Below are 14,023 nucleotides of genomic sequence, written 5' to 3' on the forward strand. Positions count from 1 at the left end.
GTTGTTGTACCATACAATCGTTATTTCACCAATTGACCACGTGTAACGCCCAGTTGGTTCGTTGCTTTGAGTGTTTTCCACACTTGTGTACCACTGATCTCGCCGCGCAGTGCACGGTTGTACAGATCGATAACTTCGCGTACCTGCTCCGGTGTCTCTTCCAGGAATTCCACACGGTAACGGGATACACCCAGATCCATAAAGTTGGTTAGATACTCGGCACCCGACTGTTCGACTGCGTTGTATACCGTATTACGGCAACCTTCATCCACACGTACCGGGTGGGACATACCGATCCGGTCTTGCAGGGATGCACGCTGTTCCTCACAAGGACGTCCACAGTTCGTAAAGTCCGTTCCTTCACTCATGAATGTACAATACACACAGTGCTCGGTGTGGAACATCGGCAGATGCTGATGGATAACCACTTCAGTCTGACTTGTACGGGAGTGGCCCAGCAAATCAACCATTTGTTGAATGTTCAGGTCATAGGATGGAGTAATCCAGTCACATCCAGCTTCCAGGAACAATTCAACTGCTTTGTGATTGGCGATGTTCAATGAGAAGTCGCCGATCAGTTCCGGGTGCTTCGCATCCGGGTTTTCCATCCGGTGACGCAGGTAGAAGTACAGTGCGCCTGTATTACGTACCAATACCGCATCCGGCTTCAGACGCAAGATGTTGTTATGATATCCGTTCTCCCCAGGCATATGAATACGCGGTGTTGCCAGCGCGATCTTGCGACCAGCGGCATGCACAGCTTCCACGGCTGCCGGGAACTGTTTGATAAACTCGAAGTCGGCATAGATCATACCGATTCCTGCTTCAATCGCTGCCTCCACTTGTGGCAGGCTACGGCAGAGTGCGGTCAGTTCTGCTTGACCGCGAGCGACTGGTGATGCCGGTTTAACCGAATCGCCGTACACATCTACCGCGCGTTTCACGTAGACGGGCGGTTTAGGACGCTCACCCGCGAGTTGTTCTACCGCCTGACGACGAATGTTATTCAACTCGCGCATTGGGATGATGACGTCACCGTGCAGGTTGACGTCCATTCCTTCCAACTGGAACACGGTGCCTCCCAGACGTCCGAACTGCTCTTCGAGCAATTCATGTGTCATTGGACGTTTCTGCGCGATGTCCAGTTCCATCTCGGAATCAATACGGACGGTCGTGCCTTTCTGTACGTCTGTCCACCATGTGCTAAGCGGCTGCCCCGGGCTGCCGATGACCTTCACCTTCACCGGGAATACACGGTACGGCTTCTCGGTCTCGAAGCTTTGACGCAGACGTTTATCCAGCGCCGGGTCATTTGTTTTCCACACTTTGTCGCCAACTTTCACGCGGCGCAGATCTACGTCACTGCGGCCTGGCACAACGTCAACGATCCAGCCCTCTTCGGCTTCGCCTTCGAGTTTTACACCTTTGCGACGCACATCGTATACCCGTCCGCCTTCTTCCTTCTGAGTCGGGTCTCCGGCGTCAAATACAATTCCGTCTCCACGTTTCACAGGTGCATCCAGCTTCAGGACCACACCATCGCGCAACACTTGATCTACACGACCAAGGTAGACACCACGGCTTTTCGGGAACGTTCCATCCACCAGTTCTTTGTTGTTTGTACCGCTCAGGAAACCATGTGTGAATCCACGGGAGAAGCTTTGCTGCAATTCGCGAACTTCTTCCTTGCTTGGCGGTGTGTTATCTCCATCAAAATAACGGTCAATCGCTTTACGATATTTGCTTACTACGTTTGCTACGTATTCTGGCGTTTTGAGACGTCCTTCAATTTTGAAAGAAGTTACTCCTGCTTCGATCAGTTCCGGCATCAGATCAATCGCTGCCAGATCCTTCGGAGACAACAGATAAGCTACATCACCCATCGGTTTATGCACCCCATCCACCATCAGATCGTATGGAAGACGACAAGCTTGTGCGCACTCTCCGCGGTTCGCCGAACGTCCTCCCCACATTTCGGAAGTGAGACATTGACCCGAGTAGGATACACACAGCGCACCGTGCACAAATACTTCCATTGGAAGTTTCGCCTGCTCACCGATCTTCTGGATCTGCTTCAGGTTGTTCTCCCGTCCCAGAACGACACGTTCCATATCAAACGGCTTCGTAAACTCGACCGCTTCCGGGGACGTAATCGTCATCTGTGTAGAACCGTGAATCGGGAAATCCGGCGAGATTTCGCGGATCATCTTCACCAAACCCAAATCCTGAACAATTACAGCGTCCACACCTGCATCGACACAAGCGTCAATCAGTTCTTTGGCATCCGTCAATTCATTTTCAAAAATCAATATATTAAAGGTCAAAAAACCTTTTACGCCATAACTGTGCAAAAACGCCATTATCTCCGGCAGCTCGTCCATACGGAAATTGTTCGCCCGTGCCCGTGCATTAAACTTTTCGACTCCGAAGAAAATTGCATCTGCGCCATTAGCTACCGCCGAACGCATACAATCCCAGTCACCAGCCGGTGCCAGAAGTTCAACGTCTTCTCTTCGTATTGTTGCTGTTTTCATGTAGATCCTCCCCATAACCGGCTATCCGCCGGATTTCATCCCTATATCCCTAAACGTCTGAACATACTAAGCCTAAGACTGCACCTTATCGGGTACACCTGCATTGTCACGGTATTACAATATCTATCTATTATGTCTGTATTGCCTGAACTCCAAGCTTACAGTCATTCCTATTCATCAGATCAGTAGTCATAACTCCTGAACTAGTATAGTGTACCACTTCTGCACCGACTCTTCTACGTTTTCCTGAAAAAACCGTTTACCATTTTCATTTCCAGTACAACGAAAAAAACCGAAAGGTCTTTCGACCCTCCGGCATGCATCAATATTATTTAATAAAAGTAAATGAGTTCACTGCTTTCTCCAATGCTGCCGCCTGAACTTCTGTCTTGTTGGCATCATTCAGCCCACTTGTGATGGTATAGGTTGTTCCGTCCTTTTCAAACACGATCTGGCGACCAGCATATGGCACGCCTTTGTCCAGCTCATGATACGTAAAGGAAAATGCAGGCACACCCGCAAACGTCAGCTCTTCACTGCCAAGCAACTTGAAGTTCTTACGGGTTTTGGTGGCTTCGGCATAGGCTTCTCTCAATTGGCTGACCGTCATCTCGATCGACTTGTCTTCGCTCGCCGCAATGGAGAATTCTCCGCCAGTAAAGGTGTACACCACAGGTGAATATTCGAATCGATCACTATACGGCGTCCAGTAACGCGGAATATCTACACTGTATTTATAACGTTTGGACGTACGTGTAAGTGTCTTCGTTTTGTCTGTCAAATAAGGATCTTCATCCAGCTGACCGAAATTATCGGCAACCGTATCAAAATCAATCTCCACACTCTTCATAATCCGTTCAAACCATGCCCGATCTGCAATCTGCTCCTCAGGGAACGTATACTCTGCATAATATCGATACCCATTCTTCTGCAAAAGAACATCAAACTCGGTCTGCCAGCCCCCACCAAAGTTATAACGGAATTCATTCACCTCAGCAGTCTCTCCCGAGATATCCATCGTATATGAACCAATTGGCTCGTAACTCTCTGGTGTAAATGTCTCGCGCATCCACTTATCCAGTTGGCCGCTCCAGTCTTTTACCGTTGTACCTGCCTTCGCCGAAGTGACACGCCATTGCAGATACGCACCATCCTTGGCTTCATAGATCATCTGATTGTTATCCATCGACCAGCCGGCTGGAATCTTCAATTCAATACCATAGTCATCGTTCCACGCGGAGCGCATGCCATTATCTACGGTGGACAGATCCTTAATCGTTCGATCCGACTCTGCATAGGTTGGCTGGAATGAATTGAGTAGCGCTGCACGTTTGCCTAGATCTTTATAATTCAGGGCTTCGTAATCCGCGAGGTACACATCATATTGACGGCCTTCGCTCAGATACTGACGCATCTCCCATAACATGCCGTCTACATCCTTCACGATAATCCGTGCATAAGGTGTTTTGCCTTTCGACACCGCTTGACGATCCAGCACCGTATCTCCCGATTGTTTGGCCTCCTGGACGAGTTGCTGCAACAAATCATCCGCATCCAGAGCCACATCCTGATCGCTGACATACACTTCAAGATAATAACTGTTGTCCGCAGTGCCGAAAGTCATCATACGCTCCTGCTCACCGGTCTGGAAAACTATAAGGTCTGCCGGGTAGTTAATGGACCAACCGTAAAAACTGTTACCAATTCTGGTTTTGCCTTCATCCGGATGAATGCCATCCTCGTCATCCACCGAATCATCGGTTTGCAACAGACGAATGACCATTTCTCCGGAGCTAGTCGGAGCTAGCGTCGCCCCGATACCGGCAGCAACCGGACGAAGTGGAACCATAAGTACACCATTCACCATCTTGGGAGCGGCACCCATCTCATGTTTTACACCATCCACCCAGGCAATTGAACTGCCAATCGTTAGGGTAACCGTGTGTGGACCTTCCTTGATTTTGACGACATCATTTTTCTCCAGCCGGATTTCACTGCCAAATGCTTTCTTGAACACTCCCACAGGCACCATCGTAACACCCTTGAACTTGTAAGGTTTGGCTATGGCCTGCTTATCGCCGTTGATGTAGGCGCTCGTGCTCCCCGCTTTCACCCGTAGTTCACTTGTCGTCAGATCAGATGCCCATACAGGCAATGCCGCGCCAATGGTCAGCATCCCGGTTAATACACCTGTGCTTAGCACACGTATCCATGACTTTTTCATTCCGTTCTTTCGTCCTCTCTCCATCCGGGCTGATCGCCGGGCTTTATTGTTCTTCATCTGCAAGGAACGCTTCATCTTCCTCGTCTACGATGTTTGCGCGATCAGCAAGCACCAACGTGCGGGTGACGATATCGCCATCCGATTGCATCAACAGCTTTACCTTTTGCCCAGGCAGATACTTTTTGAGCAACTCATTGATATCCACTACTGAAGAGACACGTGTGCCCGCAACACTGTATAGGACATCGCCCTCTTTGATTTTGGCTTTCTTGGCTTCTGGAGACAGTACGCCCGTAATCGTTAAGGGATCATCTGTAGGCAGGCCCACAATCGCAGACCAACTTTCCTCCAGCTGTAGCCCCAGACTTGCACGTTTTATTTTTCCATATTTAAAAAACTGATCGATGATATATTGAACGGTATCCACGGGAATCGAAAATCCCAAACTCTCTACGCCGACCGCAGAAAATTTCATGGAATTGATACCAACCACTTCACCCTTCAGGTTGACCAGCGGTCCTCCGCTATTTCCTGGGTTAATGGCCGTGTCGGTCTGAATCAACCGGTAGGTCGCCTCAACACCACGATTCAAGCCGCTAATTACCCCTACCGTTGCCGAGTTGCGCAGAGAAAAGGAAATCGGCGTACCCAAGGCAATCACCGTTTCTCCAACAGTAGTTTGTGAAGCTTTGGCAAAGCTCGCCGGTTTGAGTGATTTGGCATTGATTTTGATTAGCGCCAGATCACTTAGTGCATCACTGTATGTTTTCGTAATTTTGTATGTATTGCCATCCGTCGTTACGACCACGGGGTTCGTTAATCCGTCGACCACGTGAGCATTCGTTACAATCCATCCGTTCGACCGGATAATGACACCTGTACCATGTGCAAGATTATAACGGTCGTCTGATGTTGCACCGTCCTGCGCTTCGGTAGATTTCCCAATAATTCCTACGACGGAAGGAGATACCTTTTCGATCACTTTGGGAATGGCTTCACTTCCCTTGTACGTGTACGTTCCGGATTTGGCATCATATTGTCCACTTCCACCAACTGCCTTGAGCAGATCCTTGGTGTTCACATAGACTTGACCGTCTACCACTTTCGCTTGCATCGCCGCTTTGGATTCAGCTGCACCGGCCGTTGCCGCTACACTAATCGAGAGTACAGCAGCCATCAGAATGGCTATCCCCTTTTTACCCAACACGCTCATATTCTCACCTGACCCTCTCTATACATCCTTCTTGCGCGACTCGACATCGGATTCATCGCTGAATCTATTCTCTCTTTCTCTCATCTGCAATTCCGGTATCCCTCAATGTATCATACAGAATCTGGATATACAATTGTTTTAAGTCCTATTTTAGTAGAGAAGATAGAATCTTGTTCAATCGCTCGATATAAACGAAAAAAAAACACCCTCCATGTCTCTCGTGGAAAGTGTTCGTCTGTAACTCTTTTGGCTTAAATCCCATTCACTTCAGCAGCATTCCTACTGAGCAAACCAACCCGTTATCATCGCATAGTCTGTCATCAGAAATACCAGTAGGCTGACTACTGCAAATCCGATCGCAAACAGATTCTTCTTCGGTGCCCGAAGAAGCCGAACAACTCCGATGAAAATCAGGATCGTAAATAAGATGACAAAAATATCAAATGCATTAAAATTCGATGTACTCGCCGTGGCAGCTTCTGCAAACAGCATGGATAGACAGACCTCCTTACCATAGTTGAACAGCTAACGCATACCCTAATATCTTCCTCTATGTTATCTGTACCCTGCTTGTAATGCAAGCCCTATCATCCATAAAAATGAAAAAAAGACAATTTGGCCGAATATTCCTGTAACGTTCGTCGCAATGCATATGTAAACACTTTCACCAAATAACCTTAGTCCGAAGGAAACACCGTGCATAACTCAAAATGAAAAACCCTTCTTCTCGGAAGTAGAGCACATCAGATCGTAATCCAACGTCTTTACCTTTTCGAAAAGAAGGGCCAATACTGCCACTTCATATTGATATAACTACTGGTTAGAGGACCTTAGTCTACTAATTGCAGTGCCTTGCTCCGCTCGGTATCCCGCTCCAGAACCGGCTTCAAGTACTTGCCTGTATAGGAAGCTTCCACTTTGATGATATCCTCAGGTGTTCCAGTTGCAACAATGGTTCCTCCACCGCTACCGCCTTCTGGACCCAGATCAACAACATAGTCTGCCGTTTTGATCACATCCAGGTTATGCTCAATCACCAACACCGATTCCCCGGAATCAACCAGACGGTGTAATACGTTCAGCAAACGGTCGATATCATCGACATGCAAACCGGTAGTCGGCTCATCGAGGATGTAGATGGTTTTCCCTGTACTGCGGCGATACAGCTCGGAAGCGAGCTTCACACGCTGGGCTTCACCACCAGACAATGTGGTTGCAGGTTGTCCCAGGTTGATATAACCCAATCCCACATCCATCAGCGTCTGCATTTTGCGATGGATCTTCGGAATGTTCTCGAAGAATTGGGTTGCATCTTCAACCGTCATTTCCAGCACATCGGAAATATTTCTGTTTTTATATTTCACTTCAAGTGTTTCCCGGTTGTATCGTTTGCCTTTGCAGACTTCACAAGGGACATAAACGTCCGGCAAGAAGTGCATCTCGATTTTGATAATACCGTCTCCACGGCAGGCTTCACAACGTCCACCTTTGATATTAAAGCTGAATCGGCCTTTCTTGTATCCACGTACTTTGGCTTCGTTCGTCTGAGCAAACAGATCCCGAATATCATCAAAGACACCTGTGTACGTAGCCGGGTTGGAACGTGGTGTCCGCCCGATTGGCGACTGGTCAATATCGATAACTTTATCGATATGTTCCAGACCACGAATCTCTTTATGTTGACCCGGGCGCACCCGAGCACGGTTCAGATCACGTGCCAGCGTTTTGTAGAGGATCTCATTGATCAATGTGGATTTACCTGAGCCAGACACACCTGTTACCGCAGTAAATACACCTACAGGAATCTTCACATTCAGATTCTTCAGGTTATTTTCTTTGGCTCCGCGTACTTCCAACCAGCGGTCTCCTACACTTCTACGTTCTGCACGAATAGGAATGAATTTGCGACCACTCAGATATTGACCGGTTAATGAGTTCTCATCGTTCATGATCTCCTCCGGTGTACCCTGTGACATAATGGTACCTCCGTGGATACCTGCACCCGGGCCAATATCAATAATATAGTCGGCAGCCATCATCGTGTCCTCATCATGTTCAACCACGATCAATGTGTTACCAATATCCCGCATATGCGCAAGGGTTGAAATCAGGCGGTCATTATCCCGTTGATGCAGACCGATACTTGGCTCATCCAGAATATACAGCACACCCATCAGGCTGGAACCAATCTGTGTAGCCAGTCTGATCCGCTGGGCTTCCCCACCGGACAATGTTCCGGCAGCACGACTCAGTGTAAGGTAATCCAGACCGACATTCACGAGGAAGCCTAGACGGCTGTTGATTTCTTTCAGAATAAGTTTGGCAATCGTCTGCTCTTTCTCACTCAATTCCAATGAATCGAAGAATCGGCCAGCTTCACCAATGGACAAACTAGTCACATACGCCATGTTGTGATCATTAATCGTAACTGCGAGACTTTCCCGTTTCAGACGCTGACCTTTACATGTACCACAAGGCTTCGCACTCATGTAACCCTCAATAAACTCACGGATACCTTCAGATGCTGTATCCCGGTAGCGACGCTCCAGGTTATTCACGATACCTTCAAAGGTAACCAGTGCTTCCTTACGTTGTCCAAAATCATTCTCATAGCGGAAACGGATTTTCTCCGTACCTGTACCCTGCAACAACTTGTTCATCTGCTCAGCTGGCAGATCTTCGACAGGTACATTTTGCGGAATGTTGAAGTGCTCACATACCGACTTCAGGAACTGCGGATAATAGGTGGATGTACCACCTGTCCAAGCATCAAAAGCTCCATCTTCGATGGTCTTAGTCCGATCTGGTACCAGCAGATCAGGGTCAACGATCATTTTGACACCTAACCCATCACAATCCGGGCAAGCCCCGAAAGGACTGTTAAATGAGAACATCCGTGGTGCAAGCTCTTCAATACTGAATCCGCACACCGGGCAGGCAAAGTTGGAACTGAAGCGCAGCTCTTCTTCGCCCATAATGTCCACAAGGAGTTGTCCACCAGACAGATTTAGTGCTGTTTCAATAGAGTCGGCCAGACGCGCCTGTACATCATCTTTAACAACAATCCGGTCAACAACGACTTCAATGGTATGCTTTTTATTTTTCTCCAATTGAATATCTTCTGACAGGTCACGCAGTTCCCCGTTCACCCGTACACGGACAAAGCCCTGCTTGGATACATCAGCAAATACACTTTTGTGCTCACCCTTACGGCCCGAGATAATGGGTGCCAAAATCTGCAACCGGGTACGCTCTGGATATTGCATAATGCGGTCAACCATTTGTTCTACGGTTTGGGAGCTGATCTCCACGCCATGGTCCGGACAATGTGGATGGCCCACACGTGCAAACAACAGACGCAGGTAATCATAAATTTCGGTCACGGTTCCTACTGTGGAACGTGGGTTACGGCTTGTTGTTTTCTGATCTATTGAAATGGCAGGAGATAATCCTTCGATGGAATCCACATCCGGTTTCTCCATCTGTCCCAGAAACTGCCGTGCGTAAGCTGACAATGATTCTACATAACGCCGCTGTCCTTCGGCATAGATCGTGTCAAAAGCCAGCGAGGACTTGCCTGAGCCACTCAGGCCGGTCAATACAACAAAGCGGTCACGTGGGATGGTAATGTCTATATTTTTCAGGTTATGCGCTCGTGCGCCTTTAATGACAATGTTATCGCTCGCCAATAGTATTCATCCTCTCAGTGTGTTAATCCAAACCTTTAAAGGCCTTTCGATCCCTCCCAAACCCTCCCTTCCAAGGGAGGGCCCCAGAGGGCGCAGCCCTCTGGACACCCGAAACAAGCGGTGCAACGGTGAGGGGTCGGGTCTTGCTATGTGAAGGGTGGTCGTGTGCCCGCGGCTCCGTATAAGGTTCCGGCTCATTGCCGGAACCTTATACGGCCGCTCTACTGCGAGGGTGCGCTCTCGGCTTCGCCCTGGTCGCGTCAGGTCGCCATTGCCTTCGGCTCGGCTCCGAGGTCAACACTGGGGCACTCTCGACTCCCAATTGCTTTCCTATAAACCTTTTAACCAATTTCAACATTTCTATCAGTATAGACTTGATTTCAAGATTTCAACATCTCTTATTATCGGTAGATATCAACGATTTCCTTACTCAACAAGAGAACGGCCAATTGGCCGTTCTCTTGTTACAGATCCATCTTAACTGGAGCATATGAATGAGCAGTATCTTATTCAGCGCGAAGTTCCAGCAACGCATCGCGAAGCTCGGCAGCACGCTCAAACTGCAGGTTTTTGGCTGCGTCTTTCATCTCTACCTCTAGGCGCTGAATAAGTGCCTGGCGATCTTTCTTCGACATCTTCTCGGCTGCGCCTGTGAGATAGTCTTTCTTGGATTCGGCAACTTTGGTTGCCTCTATTACATCACGCACTTTTTTACGAATCGTCTGTGGTGTAATCCCATGTTTCTCGTTGTACTCGATCTGGATTGCACGACGACGCTCTGTTTCCTTTATTGCTTTATCCATCGAATCCGTCACTTTGTCACCGTATAGAATAACGCGACCCTCGCTGTTCCGTGCCGCACGACCAATCGTTTGGATCAGTGAGCGTTCGGAACGCAGGAATCCTTCCTTATCGGCATCCAATATAGCGACGAGGGATACTTCCGGCAGATCGAGACCTTCCCGGAGCAAGTTGATTCCGATCAGGACATGGAACACGCCCAACCTTAAATCACGTAAAATCGCCATCCGTTCCAACGTCTTGATCTCAGAGTGCAGATAACGAACCTTGATGCCAACTTCCTTCAGATAATCCGTCAGGTCCTCGGACATCTTCTTCGTTAATGTTGTAATCAACACACGCTCGTCTTTTGCAATCCGGTCGTTAATCTCACCGATCAAGTCATCGATCTGTCCCTTTGTTGGACGCAGTTCGATAATTGGATCAAGCAGACCGGTTGGACGGATAATCTGTTGCACCATCGTATCGGTATGCTCGATCTCATACGGGCCTGGTGTAGCCGATACATAGATGATCTGATCCATCTTGCCTTCGAATTCTTCGAATTTGAGTGGACGATTATCCAGCGCTGATGGCAGACGGAAACCGTGCTCAACCAATACCGTCTTCCGCGCTTGGTCACCATTATACATCGCACGGATCTGTGGCAGAGTCACGTGAGACTCATCAACCACGATCAACATGTCATCCGGGAAGTAATCCATCAGTGTGTATGGGGTATCGCCACGTTCGCGGAAAGTCAGCGGACCGGAATAGTTCTCAATCCCCGAACAGAATCCAACTTCCTTCATCATCTCGATATCGTACCGTGTGCGCTGCTCCAGTCGCTGAGCCTCCAGCAGTTTCCCCTGTTCACGCAACACCTCAAGACGCTCCTCGAGTTCACGCTCAATGTTCACCAGCGCAACCTTCATCGTCTCTTCTTGCGTTACGAAGTGAGACGCCGGGAAGATGGCAATATGTTCACGTTCACCAATCAGTTCTCCGGTTAACACATCAATCTCCGTAATTTTCTCGATCTCATCACCAAACAATTCAACCCGAATTGCATGTTCACCCTTCGAGGCAGGGAAAATCTCAACAACATCCCCACGAACACGGAACGTACCCCGCACAAAGTTAATATCGTTCCGCTGATACTGGATCTCTACCAGACGAGACAAAATCTGATTGCGCGGTTTCTCCATGCCTACCCGAAGTGACAGCAACATGCTTGAATACGAGTGCGGTGAACCCAAACCATAAATGCAGGAAACACTCGCTACAATGATGACGTCCCTGCGCTCAAACAACGAACTTGTCGCTGCGTGCCGCAGTTTGTCGATCTCTTCATTAATACTTGAATCCTTCTCGATATACGTATCGGAGGACGGGATATATGCTTCTGGCTGAAAATAATCGTAATAACTGACGAAATACTCAACCATGTTATTAGGAAAAAAATCTTTGAACTCACTTGCAAGCTGCGCTGCCAACGTTTTATTGTGTGCAATAATCAGCGTCGGACGTTGCAGTTGGGCTATCGTCTGGGCTATCGTAAACGTCTTACCCGTACCCGTTGCACCCAGCAGTGTCTGGTATCTCTTCCCCTCCTGAACACCCTTCACCAATTCTATAATGGCTGCAGGCTGATCACCTTGGGGAGAAAACTCTGACTCGATTTCGAACGTTTTGTCGCTCATTATAATATCGCTCATTGCCGTATCTCACCCTATCGTCTAAAATAATAGTCACTATATATTGTCGAAGTTCCCCGAATTTTCATATGGGAAAACTTATAGTAATAGGAATATTTGTTCCCGTTTAATTATACCTCGTTCGTTTTAGTGATGCAAACGTGAAATGAAGATAGGAGTGGGTTAATTTATGGATATTGCGACACTTATCGGTATTATTGCCGGAATTGCCGCAGTCATTAGCGGTTTTTTGTGGGAAGGCGGCCAATTGTCTGGTCTCCTGCAAAAAACGGCTGCTTTAATTGTATTCGGTGGAACGATTGCTGCTGTGGTTGCCAGTTTCCCGGCGCATCGCCTTCGTACGATTCCAGCTGCCCTGCGTATGGCTTTTGGACGTAACAATAATGATTCAGGCTTGTGGGTTGAAGAACTGGTGGAGATGTCTTCAATCGCACGCCGCTCAGGTGTACTTGCATTGGAACGCAAGGTTATGGATCATCCGCATCCATTTTTGCAAGACGGTATCCAGATGGTTGTTGATGGTACCGATCAGGATGTGGTTCGCCAGATCCTGGAGATGGAGATTGATTCCATTGAACAAAAACATGAGGGTTACGCCAAAATATTTGAATCCGCTGGTGGGTACGCTCCAACCATGGGGATCATCGGAACCGTGATGGGACTTATTCAGGTACTTGGCAGTTTGACCGATCCAACCGGACTCGGACCTGCCATTGCTGTTGCCTTTACCGCAACCCTGTATGGGGTCGCCAGTGCCAATCTTATCTTTTTGCCCATTGCCTCTAAGATCAAATCCAGAGGTGCCGATGAAGTACAGACCATGGAAATGCTTCTCGAAGGTGTACTTGCCATTCAGAACGGTGAGAATCCTCAGCTTGTACGCAAAAGACTGGAGTCCTTCACCCTTACGCATCGTCAGCATATACGCCCCCTAGCAAAGGAGGGATTGGATGAGTCGGCGCAGTAAACGGCGCGGAAAACGTGAAACTATCGATCATCGGGATCGCTGGATGATTACTTATGCCGATCTCATAACTCTGCTTTTGATCTTTTTTGTCATCATGTATGCCATGAGCAATCTGGATTCCGGTAAATATGACGTCGTTACTCAATCGTTACAAAATACATTTAATGCGTCCGACTCAATCCTTGAGCTTGGTGAGGGACTCGGTGAGAAACCCGGTCAAACGATTACAGAGACTCCACCATCCGAGGTGCAGGGTGAAGATCCTTCAGATGGTGAAGGAAACCCTTCCGATTCCGGGACTGCAACACCAGATAATGACAACAAGCCCCTCACAGAACGGGAAGAACAGTTCAGATCACAGGAGCAGGAATTGCAAAATCTGTTCAATGTGATTACCCAATATATCGAGGATAATAAACTGGAAAATCAGATTTTTGTTGCGGACAAGCCACAGGGCCTATCCATTACACTTAGTGACCGCTTCCTGTTTGATCAGGGACAGGCCGCTCTAAAGGACGGTGCAGCACCAACGCTAAGTAAACTTGCCAGCCTGTTCCGTGATCTGAACACCGTTGTCAGCATTGAGGGTCACACCGATAATGTTCCTGTGGGAGCAAACTCCGCCTATACCGATAACTGGCAGCTTTCCGGGGAACGTGCACTGTCTGTATTACGATTTTTTCTGGATACAGAGAAACTTAACCCGGACGGATTCCAGTATGCCGGATATGCGGATACTCGCCCAACGGGTGACAACACCACAGCGGCCGGAAGACAAAAGAACCGTCGGGTTGAAATAACGGTCCTGCGTCAACTCCAACCTTAATCATCAATATCTCACATAATGCATCATTCCTTATGCAAAGAAAGCACGCTCTAACTGAATTCAATTCAGCAG

General features: G+C 48.2%; 8 protein-coding genes. 2 read left to right on the forward strand and 6 right to left on the reverse strand.

Annotated features, from left to right (window positions below; translation table 11 throughout):
• Positions 1-20 precede the first annotated feature (20 nt).
• The 6 genes from MKY95_RS29770 to uvrB form a co-directional block, all read right to left on the reverse strand.
• Complete coding sequence (locus MKY95_RS29770; RefSeq protein ID WP_017692029.1) at positions 21-2,534, reverse strand: U32 family peptidase; 2,514 nt, start codon at positions 2,532-2,534, stop codon at positions 21-23.
• A gap of 328 nt (positions 2,535-2,862) precedes the next feature.
• Positions 2,863-4,758 carry a stalk domain-containing protein gene (locus tag MKY95_RS29775; protein WP_339195775.1) on the reverse strand — a complete coding sequence of 632 codons (1,896 nt, stop codon included), beginning with the start codon at positions 4,756-4,758 and terminating at the stop codon, positions 2,863-2,865.
• Positions 4,759-4,801: 43 nt separating this feature from the next.
• The gene (locus tag MKY95_RS29780; RefSeq protein WP_339195777.1) at positions 4,802-5,971 is read right to left on the reverse strand and encodes a trypsin-like peptidase domain-containing protein; all 1,170 of its coding nucleotides are present in this window, start codon (positions 5,969-5,971) and stop codon (positions 4,802-4,804) included.
• Positions 5,972-6,250: 279 nt separating this feature from the next.
• Complete coding sequence (locus MKY95_RS29785; RefSeq protein ID WP_017692026.1) at positions 6,251-6,463, reverse strand: hypothetical protein; 213 nt, start codon at positions 6,461-6,463, stop codon at positions 6,251-6,253.
• Between the two features lie 338 nt (positions 6,464-6,801).
• Positions 6,802-9,660 carry an excinuclease ABC subunit UvrA gene (gene uvrA / locus MKY95_RS29790; RefSeq protein WP_036667714.1) on the reverse strand — a complete coding sequence of 953 codons (2,859 nt, stop codon included), beginning with the start codon at positions 9,658-9,660 and terminating at the stop codon, positions 6,802-6,804.
• Between the two features lie 506 nt (positions 9,661-10,166).
• On the reverse strand, positions 10,167-12,158 hold the full coding sequence (gene uvrB / locus MKY95_RS29795) for an excinuclease ABC subunit UvrB (RefSeq protein ID WP_338707140.1): 1,992 nt from the start codon (positions 12,156-12,158) through the stop codon (positions 10,167-10,169).
• A gap of 169 nt (positions 12,159-12,327) precedes the next feature.
• Between uvrB and MKY95_RS29800 the strand changes: the two genes are divergently transcribed.
• Together MKY95_RS29800 and MKY95_RS29805 are read left to right on the forward strand one after the other, a co-directional pair.
• Complete coding sequence (locus MKY95_RS29800; protein ID WP_036612388.1) at positions 12,328-13,125, forward strand: flagellar motor protein; 798 nt, start codon at positions 12,328-12,330, stop codon at positions 13,123-13,125.
• Positions 13,109-13,951, forward strand: a complete 843-nt coding sequence (locus MKY95_RS29805; RefSeq protein WP_338707142.1) for a flagellar motor protein MotB — start codon at positions 13,109-13,111, stop codon at positions 13,949-13,951. The genes MKY95_RS29800 and MKY95_RS29805 overlap by 17 nt, the downstream gene beginning before the upstream one ends.
• The last annotated feature ends 72 nt before the right edge of the window (positions 13,952-14,023 follow it).

The sequence above is a fragment of the Paenibacillus sp. FSL P4-0176 genome, from assembly GCF_037975265.1.
Classification (GTDB): Bacteria; Bacillota; Bacilli; order Paenibacillales; family Paenibacillaceae; genus Paenibacillus; species Paenibacillus amylolyticus.